Origin of the sequence: Chromohalobacter canadensis (assembly GCF_034479555.1) — a bacterium.
GTDB lineage: Bacteria > Pseudomonadota > Gammaproteobacteria > Pseudomonadales > Halomonadaceae > Chromohalobacter > Chromohalobacter canadensis.
In genome coordinates this window covers 46,823-66,717 of record NZ_CP140151.1, presented here as the reverse complement: position 1 = coordinate 66,717, position 19,895 = coordinate 46,823, and the positions used below count along the sequence as shown (strand labels likewise).

At 58.6% G+C, this 19,895-nt stretch carries 20 protein-coding genes; 10 read left to right on the top strand and 10 right to left on the bottom strand.

The features are described from left to right. The first annotated feature begins 203 nt into the window (after window positions 1–203). Complete coding sequence (locus SR908_RS00315; protein ID WP_246921934.1) at window positions 204–1,424, top strand: tyrosine-type recombinase/integrase; 1,221 nt, start codon at window positions 204–206, stop codon at window positions 1,422–1,424. A 27-nt stretch (window positions 1,425–1,451) separates the two neighbouring features. Next, entirely contained in the window at window positions 1,452–1,862 is a 411-nt protein-coding gene (locus SR908_RS00310) for a SufE family protein (RefSeq protein WP_246921933.1), read from the top strand. A 38-nt stretch (window positions 1,863–1,900) separates the two neighbouring features. On the opposite strand, the gene yidD is transcribed toward SR908_RS00310, so the two are convergent. The 10 genes from yidD to gorA form a co-directional block, all read right to left on the bottom strand. Further along, window positions 1,901–2,188: a membrane protein insertion efficiency factor YidD gene (gene yidD, locus SR908_RS00305; protein WP_246921931.1), complete on the bottom strand. Its 288-nt coding sequence runs from the start codon at window positions 2,186–2,188 to the stop codon at window positions 1,901–1,903. A 5-nt stretch (window positions 2,189–2,193) separates the two neighbouring features. Further along, the gene (hisI, locus tag SR908_RS00300; RefSeq protein WP_178998675.1) at window positions 2,194–2,634 is read right to left on the bottom strand and encodes a phosphoribosyl-AMP cyclohydrolase; all 441 of its coding nucleotides are present in this window, start codon (window positions 2,632–2,634) and stop codon (window positions 2,194–2,196) included. A gap of 29 nt (window positions 2,635–2,663) precedes the next feature. Then, complete coding sequence (locus tag SR908_RS00295; protein WP_246922219.1) at window positions 2,664–3,113, bottom strand: transcriptional repressor; 450 nt, start codon at window positions 3,111–3,113, stop codon at window positions 2,664–2,666. A gap of 84 nt (window positions 3,114–3,197) precedes the next feature. Then, on the bottom strand, window positions 3,198–4,160 hold the full coding sequence (locus SR908_RS00290) for an alpha-L-glutamate ligase-like protein (RefSeq protein WP_246921929.1): 963 nt from the start codon (window positions 4,158–4,160) through the stop codon (window positions 3,198–3,200). A 1-nt stretch (window position 4,161) separates the two neighbouring features. Beyond that, complete coding sequence (locus SR908_RS00285) at window positions 4,162–5,670, bottom strand: inactive transglutaminase family protein (RefSeq protein WP_246921927.1); 1,509 nt, start codon at window positions 5,668–5,670, stop codon at window positions 4,162–4,164. A 78-nt stretch (window positions 5,671–5,748) separates the two neighbouring features. Further along, the gene (locus SR908_RS00280) at window positions 5,749–6,582 is read right to left on the bottom strand and encodes an ATP-dependent zinc protease family protein (protein ID WP_246921925.1); all 834 of its coding nucleotides are present in this window, start codon (window positions 6,580–6,582) and stop codon (window positions 5,749–5,751) included. 327 nt (window positions 6,583–6,909) lie between these two features. Further along, window positions 6,910–7,305 (bottom strand): ectoine synthase, encoded by a 396-nt coding sequence (locus tag SR908_RS00275; protein ID WP_040241151.1) that lies wholly within the window; start codon window positions 7,303–7,305, stop codon window positions 6,910–6,912. A 114-nt stretch (window positions 7,306–7,419) separates the two neighbouring features. Next, window positions 7,420–8,691: a diaminobutyrate--2-oxoglutarate transaminase gene (gene ectB / locus SR908_RS00270; protein WP_246921923.1), complete on the bottom strand. Its 1,272-nt coding sequence runs from the start codon at window positions 8,689–8,691 to the stop codon at window positions 7,420–7,422. A 20-nt stretch (window positions 8,692–8,711) separates the two neighbouring features. After that, window positions 8,712–9,290, bottom strand: a complete 579-nt coding sequence (gene ectA / locus SR908_RS00265) for a diaminobutyrate acetyltransferase (RefSeq protein ID WP_040241148.1) — start codon at window positions 9,288–9,290, stop codon at window positions 8,712–8,714. A gap of 284 nt (window positions 9,291–9,574) precedes the next feature. Beyond that, window positions 9,575–10,939 carry a glutathione-disulfide reductase gene (gene gorA / locus SR908_RS00260; RefSeq protein WP_178998669.1) on the bottom strand — a complete coding sequence of 455 codons (1,365 nt, stop codon included), beginning with the start codon at window positions 10,937–10,939 and terminating at the stop codon, window positions 9,575–9,577. A 129-nt stretch (window positions 10,940–11,068) separates the two neighbouring features. Between gorA and can the strand changes: the two genes are divergently transcribed. The 8 genes from can to SR908_RS00220 all read left to right on the top strand — a co-directional run bounded on the left by can (window position 11,069) and on the right by SR908_RS00220 (window position 19,890). Further along, complete coding sequence (gene can / locus SR908_RS00255; RefSeq protein ID WP_178998668.1) at window positions 11,069–11,707, top strand: carbonate dehydratase; 639 nt, start codon at window positions 11,069–11,071, stop codon at window positions 11,705–11,707. Window positions 11,708–11,855: 148 nt separating this feature from the next. Beyond that, window positions 11,856–13,442, top strand: a complete 1,587-nt coding sequence (locus SR908_RS00250) for an ABC transporter substrate-binding protein (protein WP_246921920.1) — start codon at window positions 11,856–11,858, stop codon at window positions 13,440–13,442. 121 nt (window positions 13,443–13,563) lie between these two features. Next, entirely contained in the window at window positions 13,564–14,613 is a 1,050-nt protein-coding gene (locus SR908_RS00245; protein WP_178998666.1) for an ABC transporter permease, read from the top strand. Then, window positions 14,610–15,551, top strand: a complete 942-nt coding sequence (locus SR908_RS00240; protein WP_178998665.1) for an ABC transporter permease — start codon at window positions 14,610–14,612, stop codon at window positions 15,549–15,551. The genes SR908_RS00245 and SR908_RS00240 overlap by 4 nt, the downstream gene beginning before the upstream one ends. Window positions 15,552–15,556: 5 nt before the next feature. After that, window positions 15,557–16,558 (top strand): ABC transporter ATP-binding protein, encoded by a 1,002-nt coding sequence (locus SR908_RS00235; protein WP_178998664.1) that lies wholly within the window; start codon window positions 15,557–15,559, stop codon window positions 16,556–16,558. Next, the gene (locus tag SR908_RS00230) at window positions 16,555–17,619 is read left to right on the top strand and encodes an ABC transporter ATP-binding protein (protein WP_246921917.1); all 1,065 of its coding nucleotides are present in this window, start codon (window positions 16,555–16,557) and stop codon (window positions 17,617–17,619) included. The genes SR908_RS00235 and SR908_RS00230 overlap by 4 nt, the downstream gene beginning before the upstream one ends. Before the next feature lie 123 nt (window positions 17,620–17,742). Next, window positions 17,743–18,660, top strand: coding sequence for a LysR family transcriptional regulator (locus tag SR908_RS00225; RefSeq protein ID WP_246921914.1), 918 nt, complete (start codon window positions 17,743–17,745; stop codon window positions 18,658–18,660). Window positions 18,661–18,864: 204 nt separating this feature from the next. Further along, on the top strand, window positions 18,865–19,890 hold the full coding sequence (locus SR908_RS00220; protein WP_246921912.1) for a hydrolase: 1,026 nt from the start codon (window positions 18,865–18,867) through the stop codon (window positions 19,888–19,890). Window positions 19,891–19,895 lie beyond the last annotated feature (5 nt).

The following is a 19,895-nucleotide window of genomic DNA, read 5'->3' as shown; positions in this document are numbered from 1 at the left end:
CTGTACCGGGCGCCACACAGGGCGTTGGATTACTCCTCACAGCATACCTCGTTACCCGGAATTGGCCAATATTACATTAAACGTAATACGTAAAATACACTACGAAATTGCCAATAAATTCAAGATTACGCGCATTATCTTGAATTTTTGAACGTAACGACGGACACTGCTCGACATTGGAAACAGAGAGGGCATGAGCCGTCATGCAAGACGAGCGGGGGCAGGAGCAGCAAGAGCAGGAACTGGAAGGGCCGCTCGAAGCAATCGTCGCGCTCGAAACCAGTGCCGCCACGGTGGCGTCACAACCGCCAGGGGGGCTGGAGAAACGCGTCAAGGAGCGTGAGGCACATATCTCGGCTCGTACCGATGTGGAAGCCGTCGCATCCTGGCTGAGTGAATTTCAGTCGAGCCCTCAGACATGGCGCGCGTATCGCAAGGAAGCCGAGCGACTGTTGCTGTGGCTTCAGCGGCGTGATGAAGCGTTGGCCGAGGTGCGGCGCGACACGCTGGATGCCTATGAGCGCTTTCTGGCCGATCCGCAGCCGGCCTCGCGCTGGGTGGGGCCGTCACGGCCTCGCGCTGCCTTGGATTGGCGACCGTTTCGTCAGCCGCTCTCGGCGGCCAGTCGGCGCCAGGCACTGGTCATTTTGCAGGGTATGTTCGCTTGGCTGGTCGAGGCGGGGTGGCTCGAGCACAATCCGTTTCGCCTGATGCGCGACAAACGTCGTCGCATGGACAATCGCAACGAACGTATCGAGCGTTATCTCGAAAGGACGCTGTGGCAGCGCTTCTGGGCATGGCTGCAAGTGCCGCCATCTCCGCGGGCGGGCGACGGCGCCTATTATCGTTGGGCGCGGCGTCGGTTTTTGCTTGGCTTTGCGTATCTGCTGGCACCGCGCCTTGGCGAAGTGGCCCAGGCACGCATGGGTGACTTCATCCAGCGTGAAGGACGCTGGTGGTGGCAGGTCGTGGGGAAGGGCGACAAGCTTGCCGAGGTGCCGGTGCCGCCGGACATGATGACGCTGCTCGCGGATTGGCGGATGACGCTGGGCATGTCGCCACAGCCTGAGCCCGACGACACCACGCCGCTGCTGCGTGCGCTTGATGGCCGGCGTGGGCTAGGGGACAACCAGCTTTATCGGCTGATTCGCGAAACATTTCGTGAGGGCTACCAAGCCCTTGATGATCTGCCGGAAGCCAAGCGCGCCCCGCTACAACGAGCCACGCCCCATTGGTTGCGCCACACAGCATTGACACATCAGGCGCAGGCCGGCGTGGAGTTGCGCTATCTGGCACGTACCGCCCGCCATGCACGCCTGGATACCACCGCGCGCTATCTGCACGCCGAGGCTGAAGAGTGGCATCGTCAACTGGCACATCACCGGCTCGCGGCCCCCGACACACATGGCGATGGCGCGTTATAATGGGCAATCGATTTGCGAGGAGGGCGCATGACAGCACGCGAAGCACAAGCCGAACTGGCAGATGAGTTCGCCATATTCGACAACTGGATGGACCGCTACCAGTACATCATCGACATGGGCAAGCAATTGCCGACATTCCCGGAATCGTTGAAAAGTGACGACACCAAGATTCAGGGCTGTCAGTCCAATGTCTGGATTCACGACCACCTGGAGGATGGCCGGCTGCATTTCGATGCCACCTCCGATGCCGCCATCGTCTCGGGGCTGATTGCCGTTCTGCTGCGGATCTACAACGACCGGCCGCCCAGTGAGATTCAGGCGACGCCGCCGGACTTCCTGGGCGAGCTTGGCTTAGACAAGCATTTGTCGCCGACACGCAGCAATGGGCTGCATGCCATGCTTGATCGTATCTATGCGGTGGCCAAACAAGCCGCATAGATTGGCTGACTTGTGGTGGCCTGAAAAGTGGAAGGCTTTCAGTGCGTATCGGGGCGCCCGTGATCGGCGTGAGTGTCACAGTCACCTGGCCCGGGCGGCACCGGATCGACACCGCCGGGGTGGCCGGGATGGCATTTCAGAATCCGTTTGAGTGCCAGCCAACCGCCTCTTAGAGGACCATGAATCTGGATGGCCTCCACGGCGTATTGCGAGCAACTGGGCCAGAAACGACAGCGCGGGCCGAGTAGGGGGCTGATGACGTACTGGTAACCACGCAGCAAGCCGATCATGAGACCGGCAAGGCATTTGCGAAGAAGGCGACGCATGGCGGCTAGCGCTGGCCGTATAGCTCGGCGGGATCCATCAGTGGCGCGCTGCCGACTTCCGCTGTTTCCTCGCCTAATGCAACATAGAAGCAGCTACGCCGCCCGGTGTGGCATGCAGGTCCTTGCTGATCGACGCTCAGCAACAGAGTGTCACCGTCGCAATCGAGATGCGCCGCCACCAACTTCTGAACCTGCCCGGAAGATTCACCTTTGCGCCACGGTTTGCCGCGTGAGCGCGACCAGTAGCAGACACGCCCGGTGGCGAGCGTTTCCTCCAGCGCGGCGCGATTCATCCATGCCATCATCAGTACCTCGCCACTCTCATGTTGCTGCGCAATGGCGGGCATCAGTCCATCCTCGTTCCAACGCGCGGCGTCGAGCAGGGTGTTTGTCGGTTCGCGCGTGCCTTGCGGGGCCGGCTCGAGTTGCTTGAAGAGATCGGTCATGGCATGTCGTCTTGGCGTTATAGGGTGAGTTAAGCGGACGCTTGCTCAATGCAGGACGCACATAGGCCCAGCAGTTCGATAGTTTGCCGCTCGATCCGGTAGCCTTGTTGATGAGCTACCTGAGTCAGTTGCTCGTTGACATCGTCGAGGTGCAATTCTTCGACCCGACCGCACGAACGACATATCAGTAGTTGGAAGCCATGCGCATGCTCGGGGCAGGGACAGGCAACGTAAGCGTTGAGCGACTCGATACGATGCACTAGGCCTTGCTCAATGAGAAACTCCAGCGCGCGGTAGACGGTCGGGGGGCGCGCTGAGGCATGCTCCGTAGCGAGACGGTCAAGCAGATCATAGGCTTTGAGACCGCCTGGCGAGGTGGCAATCATCTCCAAGACACGTCGCCGTATCGGAGTGAAGCGCGCACCGTGCTTGTGGCACTGGCGTTCCGCCTGAGTCAGTAGCGCATGGGAGTCGAGCATCGCAACACCATCGTTCTCGGTAGTGCGGGGCATTCTACGCCGTTGCCCCGGGCGGGGCCAGACGTGCCCGGCCTTCCGCTCCGGTCATGCGGAACTGGCCAGCTCTCCCTCGCGCGCGAAATGCCGCTGTGCGAAAGCGACGCGTGCTTCGACCGAGCGTGTCTCGGCTTGCTTCTCGATCAGGTCCAGTCGCCGCCTTAACCCTTCGCCATTAGCCATCTGAATGGCTAGCCCCGGGCGTGCGTTGAGTTCGAGGAGCATTGGGCCGTGGTGGCGATCGAGCACCATGTCGGTGCCCAAGTAACCGAGTCCGGTCATTTCATAGCAGCTGGCTGCCAGGTGGAGCAGGGCATCCCAACCTGGAACGTACAAGGAGGCCAGGCCGTGGCCGGTGTCGGGATGGTCTTCGCGCGGGCGATTGAACTGCACGCCTCGCAAGGCCGCACCCGTGGTGATGTCTAGCCCTACGCCGACGGCGCCCTGGTGCAGGTTTGCCTTACCATCCGACGCCGCCGTGGAAAGGCGCATCATCGCCATGACTGGATACCCGCGAAAAATAATGACGCGGATATCGGGCACGCCTTCGTAGGTATACGCGGCGAAGACTTCGTCGAAGGCGATCAAGGACTCGATAACCGCGACATCGGGCGTGCCGCCCAGTGAATAAAGCCCGGACAGGATATTGGAAACGTGACGTTCCAGGTCCACCCGTTCGATACGCGCACCACTGGGCTTGACGTAACCACCATCCTGTTGGCGTTCGACGACGAGAATGCCCTTGCCGCCACTGCCCTTGGCGGGTTTGATGACGAAACCTGGTGCGTCTTTCACCATCTCGACGACGTGCTTCACGTCGAATTGCGTGCTCACGGTACCGATCAAGTCTGGCGTAGTAATTCCATGGCGCTTGGCCAGGAGCTTGGTCTGCAGCTTGTCGTCGACGAGAGGATAGAGCCGGCGATCGTTATAACGGCCGATGTAGCGTATGTTGCGGCGGTTCATGCCAATGACGCCCTTGGCCTGCAACCTGGCTGGAGTCGCCCACATATCAGTCATCCTTCGCCAGGGGCTGGAAGCGTCGCAATTCCAGCAAACGGTATCCGGTATAATTCCCCAGCAGCAGAATCATGGCCATGAGAATCAGCTGTACGCCCAGGAAGTTAAAGGTGATGTGGCGGACCCAAGGATTGTTCATGGCTAGATAGGCCAGCACGGCAGTCAGCAGGCTGCCGAATCCTTGCTTGAGGACTTCTTTCGGGCCTTCTTCTTCCCATAGGATCGACATCCGCTCGATGGTCCAGGAGAGAATGATCATCGGGAAGAAGGTGATGGTCAGCCCCGCATTGAGGCCGAAGCGATAGGCCATGACCGAGAACAACGAAATGATGGCGATGACCGTTATGATCACCGCCGACACTCGCGCCACCAGTAATAGATTGAGTCGCGATAGATAGCTGCGAATCACCAGGCCTACGGCGACGACGAGCAGGAAACCGACCAATCCGGTGATCAAGGTCGTTTGGATGAAGGCCAGAGCGATCAACACCGGCATGAAAGTACCGGAGGTCTCGAGCCCCACGAGAACGCGCAGCAGCACGACGACCAGCGCCCCAATGGGAATCAAAAGGATCGTCTTGAAAAGGGCCTGTTCTTCGATGGGCAAGCTGTGAATAGAGAAGTTCAGCAGGGTGTCGTCGGCAAACTGATTGCGCACCGCAACCGATGCCGGCTCGTTATGACGCAACATGGAGAAACTCACGCGAGAGTCGCTGCCCCCCTGGACTTCGAGCACGGCATTGCCGTGACGCTCCCACAGCAAGAGATCATCCGGCTTGCCTTGCTCGCCCGTCCGGGGATTGATCAGTACCCATTTCTCATTTTCGAACACTTGCAGCCACGGGGTCAGCGACTGTCGACGACGGCCGTCTTCCAGCCTCAGCCCATTGACGATCCGAGCGTGAACATTGGCTTGATTGAGTAAGCGGGTCAGCAAGACAGGGCGCTCGTATTGAGAGAGCAGAAGTCGAGCGTTTTCCCCCTGGCGTTGATCGGTGAACTCCTTGATCAACTCACGCGTGAACGTGAAGGCATCCGCCGAGCGCTCATGTGCCTGGTCGATGACTTCTCTCGCAGCGGTATCGTAGGGCCGCTCCCAGCCGATATCGCGTTGCAATGCTGGAGGTTCGGCCAGAAACTCTTCCTCGCCATCGGTCACCAGCAACTGCGCTGAGTAATAAAGCTGCTGGGGCCCATTGGCTTGCCGGATTGCCCACTGCGCATGGCGTGCCTTGTCGTCACGCAGATATGATAGTCCGAACCCCGAAGAGGCGGTGTTTTCCGTCAGCAGACGAAAGCCTGGCTGGTTGGAGGGCAGGGCAAGATCGATTCTGACGGGGCCGTTCTCGGCATCGAAGTTGACCTGTGCCTCGACTTCCCATATCTGCCGTTGCTCGCCCGGCATGAAGGGAACGTCGTAGTGAAAATGTCGGAAGATGGTCAAGATGATACCAATGACCAGCAAGGCGCCGACCAAGAGGTAAAAGGGCACTCGGGACATGCATTATCCTTGTCGACAAAGCGGCGCGCCGTGACGCCGTCCACTTGAGGTTATCGAGATGCGCCATGGGGCGCCGACTCAGCGAGCTTCTTCCTCGCTATCGTTGTCTTGCTGATCCTTTTCCGCCTCTGACGCGCTCTTGCCACCGGGAAATTCCGGCCGCGGATGGATGTAGGCCTGGCTGACGTCGATCAGCGCTATATCCATGAAGAAACGCCGCCCCAGCAAGACGGGGTAATCGAGATGCGAGCGGTCGTTGAGCGTGAACTCGACGCGCTGCTTGAGGGGGCCCAGAGTCATCAGCAGGCTGATCACGGGGCGACTGTCGGTCCCCGAAGCTTGAATGATTTTGACGCGGCGTGTCACCGGTGCCTCGATCGCGTCATCACGTATACCGTCGACGGCTGGCTCGTCATCTTCGAGTGCCAACTTGAAACGCACCCAGCTTTCGCCATCGCGTTCGAATTCCGTCACGTCATGCGCCGAGAGCGAGGATGTATTAGCACCGGAGTCCACACGAGCCTTGAGGTAGGTGCCGACCGTGGGGAAGCCAACCCATTCATTGCGACCCAGCATTTCCTTGCTGGCAGTATCGCTGCGCTCGATGGGGCATGTGGTCACTACGCGAGGTTCTTGGCCGATATTCTCGACATCGGCGCGTAAATGACGCAGCAGCTTGCCATTAGCCCGCACATTGTCACCGATGCGCTGCGCACGCTCAGCTTGAACGCGTAATAGCTCGGTTTGAGTCGAGCAGCGTAGCGCCAGGTTACTTTCTAGGCTCTCCAGACGTTGGTTGAAAGCCGTCTCGGTCAAGTCGTCGGTATGATGTGTCGCTTGTGGTACGGCACAGCCTGCGAGTGTCAGTACACCAACACACAAAGCGGAAATAAATAACGAGCGGGAGCGCATAGCATTTTCCTGTCTAGGGCCATCTTGGCAACGCATTGAAACGAAACGAGAGGGCGTGGGGCTCAGGCACCTGAACAAAATCGCGCTTGATCATACGGAGTTGGTTGCTGGGATGTCCATTACTGGCACAAGATAAATATAAAATTTAACATAATATATATTATGCGAACCAAGAGGATAGGCAATACGGAGACAAGCACCATCGTTATCCATTGGCTATCCATCATGGTGTCGAGCGACATCTTCGCCAGTTGCATCGCTAACTCATACAAAAGAAAACGCTGCCTGGTCCGGCAGCGTTTTTGCAGTCGTGCTAGCCGCTAGCGCTTATTCATCGAGCGGTGCGTACGAGCCGTCTTCACGGTGAACTTCACGCCCGGTCAACGCAGGATTGAAAACGCATGCCACGGTCATGCCTTTTTCTTTGCCGCGTAGCAAATGCTCATCGTGCTGATCGAGAAGATACATATCGCCGGCCTTGATGGGATGAATCTTGCCGTCGGCCAGCGTTTCGACTTCACCTTCACCTTCGTAGCAAAATACGGCTTCGAAGTGATGCTTGTAATGAATGTGGGTCTCAGTGCCCGGATGGATACGGGTAATGTTGAACGAGAAGCCAACGTTGTCGTCGGCCAGCACCAGGCGCGTGCTATCCCAGTTCCCGTTTTCGGCTTCAACGAAGCGCTCGGTCTTGCGGCACTCTTCTAGGTTACGAACGATCATGTAGCGCAATCCTCCATGGGGCTCAATAAAGGGCCCGCGGTCTCGCGGGCCACATCCGACGTCCACTGTAATGCATGTGACGATAATAACTTAGTGGACTAACGAAAAGCACGTTCAGGCTTGACTAAAGACTTCCTTGACGCTTCGTTCAAGAATATCCAGACCTTCATTGAGGTCTTCGTCGGAGATACTCAGCGGGCACAGGCATTTGACGACCTGCCCGGAGTGTCCCGACGTCTCGATGATCAGGCCGTTCTGGAAGGCCTGAGCGGTGATCTTGTCGGCCATATCGCCGTCGACGACATCCAGGCCACGCATCAGGCCACGGCCACGCTCGCTAGCTTTATGCCCTTGCTCGGTCATGAAGGTGGCGATCTTCTGGAAGCGCTCTTCAACGACACCGCCTTTGCGTTGCACATCACGCTCGAAGGTATCGTCGCTCCAGAAGTGGCGCATGGCGGCGGCCGCCGTCACGAGCGCAAGGCTGAAGCCACGGAACGTGCCGTTGTATTGGCCAGGCTTCCAGATATCCAGTTCTGGACGCATCAGCACGTGAGCGAACGGTAGTCCGTAGCCTGATAGCGATTTGGAGTTGGTAACGATGTCTGGGTGGATGTCGGCATGCTCGAAGCTGAAGAACTTGCCAGTACGACCGCAACCCGCCTGGATGTCATCGACGATCAGCAAGATGTCATGGGCGCGGCAGATTTTCTCAAGGCGTTGTAGCCACGGAATGCTGGCCGGATTGATGCCGCCCTCGCCCTGCACCGTTTCGACGATCACGGCGGCGGGAATATCGAGACCGCTGGAGTTGTCGCCCAGCAGCTTTTCGAAATAGCCCAGAGTGTCGGTATCTTCGCCCATGTAGCCATCGAAGGGCATGAAGCTTCCGCCCTGCATCGGGATGCCGCCGGTGGCTTCACGGAACTTACGATTACCGGTGGTGGCCAGCGCTCCCATGGTGACCCCATGGAAACCATTGGTGAAGGCGACGATGTTATGACGCCCTTTGGCATTGCGCGCTATGCGGATGGCGGCTTCCACGGCATTGGTACCCGTCGGCCCCGGCAGTTGAACCTTGTAGTTCAGTCCGCGCGGCTTGAGGATTACCTCTTCCAGGGTTTCCAGATATTCACGTTTGGCCTTGCTCCACATATCGAGGCCATGAACGATGCCGTCGGACGCGATGTAATCCACCAGCGCCTGCTTGATGTGGGGATTGTTGTGCCCGTAGTTCAGCGTACCGGCGCCCGCGAGAAAGTCGATGTACTGCTTACCGTCTTCAGAGTGCAGACGGGCACCCTTGGCTTCGGTGAAAACGGTAGGAAACGAACGCGAATAGGTCCGAACTTCAGATTCCATACGTTCGAGAATCTCGGTCTGCATAGATTGCCTCTTTAAGCGGATCAAATTCGTTGCGGCTCGAACGGGCCGATTCGGACGAGATTCTCCGGATCGTGCTCGCCACCCAGCTGCCCCGTAGAGAAATACTCACGGCTATTCAAGGGTGCCTGCCAACGGTCGGCAAGACGCTTGAACAGCCCCCACGATGCCTCATTATCGGGTGTGATGGTAGTTTCGAGATGACGGACACCGCTCATCCCGGAGCGCATCAGTACGGCTTCGACGAGACGCCGTGCCAAACCCGTTCCGCGGGCTTTATCACCCACGGCCACTTGCCACAGGAAATAGGTATCCGGTGCATTGCGCTTCACGTAACCGGAGACGAAACCGACGATCTCCCCTTCTTCGTCCGTGGCGACGGCACAGGTATCGCGAAACTGCGTCGCGAGTAATAGATAGGCGTATCCCGAGTTGACATCCAAGGGGGGGCACGCCTTGACGAGCTCGTAGATTCCCCACCCATCGTCGGTCGTGGGCTTACGGATGAAAAGAGTCTTCTGTGCACTGCCAATCACGGTATCGGCGACGCTAGGACGCGCCAGATCGGCGGAAGGCGTGAAGTTCTCGGTCGTGGGTGTCATATCCATTTTTCGCTAATGGCGAATGTGTTCGCAATAATAACAGCGGCTTATGCATTGATCAAATAAGCCATTATCGTCATGTCGCTATCACATAAACACACATTATAGTCTGACATGCGCATATGGAATGCGCCGCTAACCTGAGCTTATGTAACCACGACTGCTCTCAGTTTAGTCAATCATGAGTCGTATGCATGCATTGAGTAGAGATGCCTCGCGGTCGGGTATCAACGCAAACGGGCCACCGAGGTGGCCCGTTTGCTAATCGAAACTTCATCACATCGCTAGCGACGTGACAAGGAGCGCATTGTGACGAACTCCTCAGCACTAGTGGGATGTATACCCACCGTGGCATCAAAGTCGGTCTTGGTCAGGCGTGCACGCACAGCGATGGCGATCCCCTGTATGAGTTCGCCGGCATCGTCGCCCACCATGTGAGCGCCGACCACACGATCGGTTGCGTCATCAACGACCAGCTTCATCAGGCAACGTTCCTGGCTACCCGAGAGCGTGTGCTTCATGGGGCGGAAGTCAGCGCGATAGATGCGCACTCCAGCTTCGCACTGCTCACGCGCTTCTTCTTCGCTCAGGCCAACGGTGCCGATATTGGGGTGACAAAACACGGCTGTGGCGATGTCCTGGTAATCCAAGGGCCCCGGCGTTGCATCCCCGTAATGGTGCTGAACGAGGTGCATGGCTTCGGCAAGCGCCACGGGCGTGAGCTCGGGGCCACCGGTCACGTCGCCCAGCGCCAGGATCGACGGTTCTGAGGTCTGATAACGCTCGTCAACCTTGATCGTGCCATTGGGATTGAGTTCGATGTCCAGCGCGTCGAGTCCCAGTCCGGTGAGGTTCGGGCGGCGTCCGGTGGCCGCCAGCACGACATCTACTTCCAGTGTTTCGCCGTTGGTCAGGCTCACGCGGTAGGCATCGCCGACCGGCTCGATACGCTCGATGGTGGTTTCGAAATGCAGGTTGACGCCCTTCTTCTGCATCTCGTCGCGGGTAAATTCACGTACTTCACGGTCGAAGCCGCGCAGGAACAGCTCGCCGCGGTAGACCAAGTGCGCGTCGCTACCGAGCCCATTGAAGATGCTGGCGAACTCGACCGCGATATAACCGCCGCCGAGCACCAGGAAGCGCTCGGGAAAGCTCTCCAGATCGAAGACGCGATTGGAGTCCACGGCGTGTTCCGCACCCTCGATATCGGGAACCCAGGGCCAGCCGCCGGTCGCTACCAGGATCTTTTCGGCGGCGATCGTCTCGCCGTTGATCTCGACGCTATGAGGCCCGGTGATGCGGGCGCGGCCATTGAGTAGCATGACGTCGGCACCTTCGAGCAAGCGCCCGTAGATGCCGTTGAGGCGTTTGATTTCCTCGATCTTGTTGTCACGCAGCGTGGCCCAGTCAAAGCGTGGTGCCTCGGGCAGCGTCCAACCGAAGCCGGCACTATCCTCGAAGGCATCATGGAAATGCGCCGCATAGGAATAAAGCTTCTTGGGCACACACCCGACATTCACACAGGTGCCACCTAGATAGCGGTCCTCGGCAATGGCGACGCGCGCCCCTGTAGCAGCCGCCGTGCGTGCGGCGCGTACTCCACCAGAGCCCGCGCCGATGACAAATAGGTCGTAATCGTACTGAGCCACGTCGATCTCCTGACTTTTCGATGACGCAGATGATAACAGCCCGACGAACGTGCAGGGAGGGGCTAGATTGACGCTTGGTAGCACAGGAGGTAAAAGTTGCTTGGATACCCCCTGCATGAAGAGATTTACATGAGCGATATCAAGAAGCTGTTGGAACAGAACCGCCAGTGGGCCGCCAGCGTACGGGAGCGTGACCCGGACTTCTTCGAGCGCTTGTCGCATCAGCAAAATCCCGACTATCTGTGGATCGGGTGCTCGGATAGCCGCGTGCCGGCGAACCAGATCATCGATTTGCCACCGGGCGAGGTTTTCGTACATCGCAACGTGGCCAATCTGCTGTATCACAACGACATGAATGCCCTATCGGTGGTGCAATTCGCGGTCGATGTGCTGCAGGTCGAACACATCATGGTGGTTGGCCACTATGGTTGCGGTGGCGTGCGGGCCGCAATCGCCGATGGCGATAATGGCATGATCGATTACTGGCTGCACAGCGTTCGCGAGATTTACAGCATCAATCGTGAGGCGCTGGAGCCCTTGTCGCTCGACGAGAAGGTCGATCGAATGTGCGAACTCAACGTACGGGCACAAGTCGCCAACCTGTGTCGTACCAAGGTCGTGCAGCGTGCCTGGCAGCGAGGACAAAAACTATCGGTGCATGGATGGGTCTACGGTTTGTCCGACGGCTGTGTGACCGATCTTGAGTGCACGGTATCGCAGCTCGACGAAGCCTCGCACATTCATCGCCTCGATCGCATCGAGCGCTGATATCGGCCACGCGCTGGAAGCTACCAGGACGCTGTTATTCATCTGACGAATGGCGACCATCAAGATTTCGATTGTCGTCTTCACACAAAGCTCTTTATGTTGAAGCTGACGATTCTCGTCGCATAACAATACACAATAGGGCTTCAACATGATCGATAAGAAGACTCTCCTGGCCTCGTTGCTCGGCGCTTCCGTCGTGCTTCCACTGCCTGCGCTGGCGCAAGACTCGGCCAGCGATAGTGATCCCGTGACATTACGCATGGCGTATGATGCCGACCCGGTGTCGTTGGACATCCATGAACAGCTCTCCGGCGGCATCCTGCAGCTTTCGCATCTGACGCACGATCCCCTCGTACGCTGGACGAAAGACGTCAAGTTCGAGCCGCGCCTGGCGGCGGACTGGGAACGCATCGACGACAAGACGATGCGCTTCACGTTGCGTGACGGCGTCAAGTTCCATACTGGTAACGACTTTACTGCCAAGGACGTGGTCTGGACCATCAACCGTCTGAAGCGTAGCGCCGACTTCAAGGCGATCTTCGATCCCATCGCTTCGGCAACCGCCATCGACGAGCACACCGTCGAAATAAAGACGCATAAGCCCTACCCGCTCGTTCTCAACCTCGCGACCTATATCTTCCCCATGGATAGCGAGTACTACTCTGGCGAGACGGAAGACGGCGATCCCAAGGATGAAATTGTCAAGAATGGCGATTCCTTCGCATCACGGCACTCGTCGGGTACTGGCCCCTACGAGGTCGTGTCCCGCCAGCAAGGTGTCAAAGTCGAGTTCGAACGCTTTGATGACTACTGGGACAAAGACTCCCCGGGCAATGTCGACCGTCTCGTGCTGACGCCGATCGGCGAGAACGCCACGCGTGTATCGGCATTGCTGTCCGGTGATGTCGATTTCATAGCGCCCGTACCGCCCAATGATCTGGACCGCGTCAGAGCCGACAAGAATGTTGAACTGACCACCATGTCGGGCACCCGCATCATCCTCATGCAGCTCAACCAGAAGCGTGTGGAAGCGTTCGAGGATCCACGTGTCCGCAAGGCCTTCAACTACGCAGTGAATCAGCAGGCCATCGCCGACCGGTTGATGAAAGGCTTTGCGACCCCCGCGGCGCAACTCTCTCCCAAGGGCTACGAAGGTTACAACGACAGCCTGGAACCGCGCTACGACGTTGAGAAAGCCAAGGAACTAATGAAAGAAGCCGGCTACGAAGATGGCTTCTCGGTCTCCATGATGGCGCCCAACAACCGCTATGTGAACGACGCCAAGATCGCCCAAGCGGTGGCCACGATGTTGTCGCGCATCAATGTCGACGTGGACCTCAAGACGCTACCCAAAGCTCAGTATTGGGGAGAGTTCGACGACCGCGCCGCGGATATCATGATGATCGGCTGGCACGCCGATACAGAGGATTCCGCCAACTTGTTCCAGTATCTCACCGAGTGCCCGGACCCCGAGACGGGAGCCGGCCAGTACAACGCGGCTAACTACTGTAACCCAGAGCTCGACGAGAAAGTGGCGCAGGCGAATGTCGAGACGGACCGCGCCAAGCGTGCCGAGATGTTGCAGGCGGTCGAGAAGGCGCTGTATGACGACGCCGCCTTCATGCCGTTGCATTGGCAAGATCTCGCTTGGGCGGCGAAGAAAAACGTCAAGCTCGAGCCCGTGGTGAACGTCATGAACTTCCCGTACCTCGGGGATCTCGTCGTCGAGCAATAAGAGCGCGACCATGCAATGCCGCCATCGGGCGGCATTGCTCTATTCCCATCCACGATGTTTCTCCGGCCCAGCCTACTCAGGGCATGGGACGGAGATGCCCGTTTAACAGGACACGCCATCCATGATCGCTTTTCTGATCAAGCGACTGATGCATGCCTTCGTGGTCATGTTCGTCATCAGCGTTATCAGTTTCGCCATCCAGAGCAATCTGGGCGATCCCATCCAGCAGATGGTGGGACAGTCCGTGCCGGAGAGCCAGCGGGCCGAACTGCGAGAAGAGCTGGGGCTCAACGACTCCTTCCTCGTGCAGTACGGTCGCTTCGCGACCAATGCCCTGCAAGGCGATTTCGGTTACTCGTACTTTTTCAACGAGCCGACGACAGAGGTCATCCAGCGCCATTTACCGGCGACGCTGGAACTGGTGATTGCCGCGACACTGATCATCGTGGTGTTTTCGGTGCCTATCGGAGTCTACTGTGCGATACGCCCACGATCGGCCCTGTCACGCTTTTTCATGAGCGTCTCCATCATCGGTATTTCGATCCCCGTTTTCCTAACGGCCATCATGTTGATTCAACTCTTCGCGATCGGCGTCGACTTCTCGCCCTTTCCGGTGGATACGGGATGGGGACAGTGGCTCAACGGTGTGTTGTCCACTGAGGGCGGAATGCCGTCATACGGTCGCGGCAACGACTTGACGCACCTCTTCGGCACCTGGGATAGCAACTTCTTCTCCCTCGATGGCTTGACGTACCTGGTGTTGCCCGCCGTTTCGTTGGCGTCGATCATGCTGCCGCTTTTCATTCGTCTGATACGTGCCGAAATGCTCGAGGTCTTGCAGTCGGAATACGTCAAGTTCGCCACGGCCAAAGGGATCTCGCTCAAGCGCATCTACTTCGTGCATGCACTCAAAAACACCATGCTGCCGGTCATTACCGTCGGTGGCGTTCAGCTCGGCACTATGGTGGCCTACACCATCCTAACCGAGACCGTCTTCCAGTGGCCGGGCATGGGGCTCATGTTCCTCGAAGCCATCCAGCGCTCGGATATCCCGCTCATCGTAACCTACTTGATGATCGTCGGTTTGATCTTCGTGGTCACCAACACGCTGGTTGATCTGATCTACGGGCTGGTCAATCCGACAGTGAAACTGACAGGGAAGCCGGCATGACGACAACGACTGCAACAACGCCTTCCCGCTGGAAGCGTTTCCGTAATTCTTATCTGGTCTACAGCTTCAAGCGTGATTGGATCGCGCAATTCTGCCTGGCCATTTTCCTATGCATTCTCTTGGGGGCGGTTTGCGCGCCGTGGCTCGCACCGATGAACCCCTACGATCTCACCCAGATCAATATCCTTAACTCCGAGCTTCCTCCCATATGGATCGACGGCGCTGATGCTCTCTTCCCTTTGGGCACCGATGCCCAGGGGCGTGACCTGCTGTCGACGATTCTCTATGGCGCGCGCGTCTCGCTGATCATCGGCTTCGGTGCAGTGATGCTCCAGGCGCTGATCGGCGTTACTGTGGGGCTGTTGGCCGGTTACTTGGGTGGCCGGATCGATGCGTTTCTGATGCGTCTGGCGGACATTCAGCTGTCGTTCTCGACATTGATGGTCGCCATCATCGTCGGGGCGTTGATCAAGGCTGTGTTCGGTGGTGCCGTATATAGCGACTACGCCGTCTGGCTGCTGGTGTTGATCATCGGGCTTGCCGAATGGCCGCAATACGCCCGCACGGTGCGTGCTTCGGTGCTGGCCGAGCGTTCCAAGGAATACGTGGATGCCGCTCGCGTCATGGGGTATCGCGACCGCCGGATCATGTTCCGCCATATTCTGCCTAACACGCTTTCGCCGATCTTCGTCATCTCGACCGTGCAGATCGCCAACGCCATCATCTCCGAGGCCGCCCTTTCCTTCCTCGGCCTAGGCATGCCGGAAACTCAGCCTTCTCTGGGCTCATTGATCAAGTCCGGCTTTGATTATCTGCAGTCCGGGTCCTGGTGGATCACACTGATCCCCGGCGCAGTCCTCGTGGTGCTGGTGCTGGTAGTCAACTTGCTTGGCGACTGGTTGCGCGACGTCATGAATCCTCGGCTCTACAAGGGGTAACGCACATGGCTTTACTCGAAGTTTCCAATCTCGATGTGCGCTTTGCCCTGCGCCAAGGTGAGGTGCGCGCCCTGCGCGACGTTAGCTTCACGCTGGACCGCGGCGAGCGTCTGGGCATTGTCGGTGAGTCCGGTGCGGGCAAATCGGTGGCCGCGTTCACATTGCTCAACCTTATCGCCAAGCCGGGATATATCGCCGGTGGTAGCATTCGTTTCGAAGGTAACGATCTGGCGCGAATGTCGGCACGCGAGCTGCGTCGCGTACGCGGCAATCGCATCTCGATGATCTTTCAGGATCCGATGATGACGCTCAACCCCGTGCTGTCCATTGGCGAGCAGATGGTCGAGAGTCTGAAGGCGCATCGACGTATCTCGACACGTGAAGCGCGCGCCATCGCCCTGCACAAGCTCAAGCAGGTTTATATCCCATCGCCGGAAACGCGTCTGGATCAGTATCCTCACGAACTCTCAGGGGGCATGCGCCAGCGTATCATCATCGCGATCGCACTCCTGCTGGACCCGGATATCATCGTCGCCGACGAGCCAACCACGGCGTTGGATGTGACGATTCAAGCCGAGATCATGACGCTCCTGCGCGAGCTGTGTGAGAAGCACAATGTGGGACTGGTGTTGATCACTCATGACTTGGGCGTGGTCAGCCAGATGACTCAGCGTACGTTGGTCATGTACGCCGGACGCGTCATCGAGCAGGGACCGACGCGCGAAATCATCAACGATGCCCAGCATCCCTATACGCAGGGGTTGCTCAATGCCCTGCCCCAGATGACCACGCCCGGTAGTCGGCTCAACCAAATTCCTGGCTCGATGCCATCACTTGCCAATACGCCGAGCGGTTGCGCATTTCATCCACGTTGCCAATATCGTTACGACGCTTCGGGGCAGCCGCGCCGCGATTGCCTCGAAGAGGTCCCCGAGTTCGTTACCTCGGGCAATTGCGACGTCGCGTGCCACATGGTGCGTGACATGCTCGCCAAGGAGGCCTCATGAACGCCGTTGCCGCCCAAGCATCACCCGTGACCGCGTCACAGAACCACGCCGAGGCTGAGTCCCTGCTGGAGATTCGCGGGATGTACAAGCATTTCCCGTTGGCCGACGGATTCCTCGAACAGTTGCACTTCGAAAAAGGTCGTCTGGTGCGGCGCAATGAACAAGTGCATGCCATCAACGGCGTGGACCTCTCCGTTCGCCGGGGCGAGGCTTTGTGCGTGGTCGGGGAGTCCGGCTGTGGCAAATCCACCGTGGCGCGCCTGGTCATGGGGTTGCTGTCTCCCAGCGCGGGGGAAATTAGGTATGACGGGCAGCGCATCGATAATATGCGTGGTAAACGGCTACTGCCTTATCGTCAGCGCATGCAGATGATCTTTCAGAATCCGTATGCCTCGCTTAACCCACGCATGACGATCCAACAGACGCTGGAAGAACCATTGCGTTTTCATCACCCGGACTGGACGACACCGCAGGTCCAGGACAAGGTGGACGACGTGATGGCATCGGTGGGCATCGATCCGGAATGGGGCAAGCGCTTCGGGCACGAGTTTTCCGGCGGTCAACGCCAACGGATCGCAATTGCCCGGGCGTTAGCCGTCGACCCCGAGTTCATCGTCGCCGACGAACCGATCTCGGCGCTCGATGTGTCGATCCAGGCCCAGGTGCTCAACCTGCTGATGGACGCACAGGCCGAACGCCACCTGACGTATCTCTTCATTACCCATGACTTGGCCGTGGTCGAGCATTTTGGGACGCGGGTGGCGGTCATGTATCTGGGGACGGTGTGTGAACTAGCCGATACGCGCTCACTGTTCGCGAGGCCTAAGCATCCCTATACGCAAGCGCTGCTCTCGGCGATTCCCCGCCTCGAAGACGATCGCCCCGAGCATGTACGCCTTTCCGGCGAAGTCCCCACGCCGGTTCACCTTCCCTCGGGCTGTGTCTTTCATGGTCGGTGTCCGCATGCCATGGAGCGCTGCCGCCAGGAAGTACCGCAGCTCATCGTCACCGACGACGGTAACCAGGTGGCGTGTCATGCGGTCGAGGAAGGCCGTATCTGAGCGTATCGTGGAGCAACACATACTTGCAGCGCCCCGTCCATCTGTACGTGACGGGGCGTTGCCATGCGACGCTGCACGCTTCGGCTGGCGTGCGGCGTTAACGATGATGGATGGCGTCTGAAGATGGAAATTCGCTGGCTCGAAGACTTCATCGTGCTGGCCAGGGAACGCCATTTTTCCCGGGCCGCCGATGCCCAGAACGTGACCCAACCGACCTTCTCGCGGCGTATCAAGCTGCTCGAGGAGGAAATGGGAACCACCTTGATCAACCGCCAAACGTTGCCGTTGAGTCTGACGCCGGCTGGCGAGGAGTTTCTAGCGCTTTGCGAGCAGATCACCGAACGCGTGCGATTGACGCGTGACCGTTTACAGTCGATTGCCACCGACGAGGCCAGACGTATCCTACTGGCCGCGCCACAGAGTTTGGTGTCGAATTTTTTGCCAGGCTGGCTCGAACAGCATGCTCTTACACCGGCGATATCGCCCTATTTGCGTGCTACGAGCTGGCTGATCGGCGATTATCTACATGGACTGGAACGCAGCGAATGTGATTTAGCGCTATTGTACTGGCCACGCGGGCGGATAGCCCTCGATCTGGAAATGAGCGAGCTTAAATACCTAAGCCTAGGCGAAGAGCGGCTCGTTCCGGTCAGCGCCCCCGATGCCGAGGGGCGCTCACGCTTCTCGTTACCGGGAACGCGCCGCCAGCCTCAACCGCTGATCGCCTTTCACCCACGCGGATTGATGGCGGCCGCGCTCGAGGCGCACCTCGGCCGCCAGCCGGCGCCCGTCTACCTGAACACGCTCAATGAAAGTGTGCAGGCCACCAATATTCGCGAGCTGGTGATACAAGGCTACGGGCTTGGTTGGCTGCCGCAACGCAGCGTGATCACGCCGATGGCCAATGGCGAATTGGTGCGCGCTGGCGATGAGCGCTGGGATGTCCCGATGGATCTGCGTTTGTACGCACGCCAGGATTCACGTCACCCCGGTTTGCTCGGTTTATGGCAACAACTCGAGGCAACGTACTCCAACGCCTGAAGGTGCTTGCCGAGCAAGCGCAACGCGTTAGGCATTGCCTGAAAAATGCCTGCGCTTACCCATACAGCGTTAAAAATCGACTCAAGATGCTCATTTACAACGCGTAAACTCCGCTCTTTCGCCGATTTTTGCCTTGTCTGTCCTTCGCTCGCCGACTTTTCAGACAGCGCCTAAGCTACAGATAGATTCACAAGAGTCACGCCGATGTCACGTACGCTATTTTCCGCTGATTTTTGTGCGCCACGAGGGCTGGGTAATCGCCATGTGCAGACCCTGTTGCCCCGCTTTCTCCGTTTGCCTCCGCTGGCGCGTGAAACGGAAATTATTAACCTACCCGATGGCGACTTCGTCGAGCTGGCCTGGGCCCAGCCGGCCCCCACACGAGCGGACGCACCGGTGTTCGTGCTGTTTCATGGTTTGGAAGGATCGTTCGACTCCCCGTATGCACGCGAGTTGATGTGCGCGGCGAGTGAGATGGGATGGCGGGCGGTATTGATGCACTTTCGTGGCTGTGGGCAGGCGCCCAATCGGCTTGCCCGAGCCTATCATTCGGGCGATACGGCGGATGCCTATTGGGTCATCGGACAGTTGGCGCTACGTTATCCACGCGCCATCAAAGTGGCGGCCGGTGTTTCACTGGGGGGCAACATGCTTCTCAAGTTGGTGGCCGAGCAAGGCGGCGACGGACTCGATCTGGCCGGAGCTATCGCCATCAGTGCGCCACTCGATCTAGCGGCTAGTGCCGATGCCCTCAACCGCGGCTTTGCCCGCGTCTATCAGCGTCATTTGCTCCACGCCCTCAAACGCAAGGTCGCCACCAAGCTGGCGGCCGGCCCCCTGCCGATAACGCTCAGCGCGCGACAGCTCGCGGGCCTGGAGACGTTCTGGGCATACGACAACGCGGTCACAGCCCCCTTACACGGCTTTCAGTCGGCCAGTGACTATTATCGGCGCGCTTCCGCCGGCCGTCTGTTGGGCGACATAGAACTGCCGACCCTGATTTTACACGCCGCAGATGACCCCTTTATGCCCGCCGATCTGTTCTCCCGGCTGCCAGCCCCGGGCGATGCCGTGCGACTGGAAATCGCCCGCCAGGGCGGGCATGTCGGCTTCGTCGAGTCCTGCCAGGGCCGACTCGGCTCTTGGCTGGCGCGGCGTGTCGCATGGCAGCTGGAATGCTGGGCCGAGCATTTGGTGCCCCACCGCTCGCTGGCGGCGGGGCCCAACTAAGGAAC

What these genes read in the sequence shown, in the direction of transcription:
- SR908_RS00250 (WP_246921920.1), top strand. Translation starts at nt 11,856, where the DNA reads ATGATCGATAAGAAGACTCTCCTGGCCTCGTTGCTCGGCGCTTCCGTC.
- SR908_RS00290 (WP_246921929.1), bottom strand. Translation starts at nt 4,160, where the DNA reads ATGTGGGCGACTCCAGCCAGGTTGCAGGCCAAGGGCGTCATTGGCATG.
- SR908_RS00220 (WP_246921912.1), top strand. Translation starts at nt 18,865, where the DNA reads ATGTCACGTACGCTATTTTCCGCTGATTTTTGTGCGCCACGAGGGCTG.
- SR908_RS00275 (WP_040241151.1), bottom strand. Translation starts at nt 7,305, where the DNA reads ATGATCGTTCGTAACCTAGAAGAGTGCCGCAAGACCGAGCGCTTCGTT.
- SR908_RS00225 (WP_246921914.1), top strand. Translation starts at nt 17,743, where the DNA reads ATGGAAATTCGCTGGCTCGAAGACTTCATCGTGCTGGCCAGGGAACGC.
- ectA (WP_040241148.1), bottom strand. Translation starts at nt 9,290, where the DNA reads ATGACACCCACGACCGAGAACTTCACGCCTTCCGCCGATCTGGCGCGT.
- hisI (WP_178998675.1), bottom strand. Translation starts at nt 2,634, where the DNA reads ATGACCGATCTCTTCAAGCAACTCGAGCCGGCCCCGCAAGGCACGCGC.
- ectB (WP_246921923.1), bottom strand. Translation starts at nt 8,691, where the DNA reads ATGCAGACCGAGATTCTCGAACGTATGGAATCTGAAGTTCGGACCTAT.
- yidD (WP_246921931.1), bottom strand. Translation starts at nt 2,188, where the DNA reads ATGCGTCGCCTTCTTCGCAAATGCCTTGCCGGTCTCATGATCGGCTTG.
- SR908_RS00280 (WP_246921925.1), bottom strand. Translation starts at nt 6,582, where the DNA reads ATGCGCTCCCGCTCGTTATTTATTTCCGCTTTGTGTGTTGGTGTACTG.
- SR908_RS00230 (WP_246921917.1), top strand. Translation starts at nt 16,555, where the DNA reads ATGAACGCCGTTGCCGCCCAAGCATCACCCGTGACCGCGTCACAGAAC.
- SR908_RS00235 (WP_178998664.1), top strand. Translation starts at nt 15,557, where the DNA reads ATGGCTTTACTCGAAGTTTCCAATCTCGATGTGCGCTTTGCCCTGCGC.
- SR908_RS00295 (WP_246922219.1), bottom strand. Translation starts at nt 3,113, where the DNA reads ATGCTCGACTCCCATGCGCTACTGACTCAGGCGGAACGCCAGTGCCAC.
- SR908_RS00310 (WP_246921933.1), top strand. Translation starts at nt 1,452, where the DNA reads ATGACAGCACGCGAAGCACAAGCCGAACTGGCAGATGAGTTCGCCATA.
- SR908_RS00285 (WP_246921927.1), bottom strand. Translation starts at nt 5,670, where the DNA reads ATGTCCCGAGTGCCCTTTTACCTCTTGGTCGGCGCCTTGCTGGTCATT.
- can (WP_178998668.1), top strand. Translation starts at nt 11,069, where the DNA reads ATGAGCGATATCAAGAAGCTGTTGGAACAGAACCGCCAGTGGGCCGCC.
- SR908_RS00315 (WP_246921934.1), top strand. Translation starts at nt 204, where the DNA reads ATGCAAGACGAGCGGGGGCAGGAGCAGCAAGAGCAGGAACTGGAAGGG.
- SR908_RS00240 (WP_178998665.1), top strand. Translation starts at nt 14,610, where the DNA reads ATGACGACAACGACTGCAACAACGCCTTCCCGCTGGAAGCGTTTCCGT.
- SR908_RS00245 (WP_178998666.1), top strand. Translation starts at nt 13,564, where the DNA reads ATGATCGCTTTTCTGATCAAGCGACTGATGCATGCCTTCGTGGTCATG.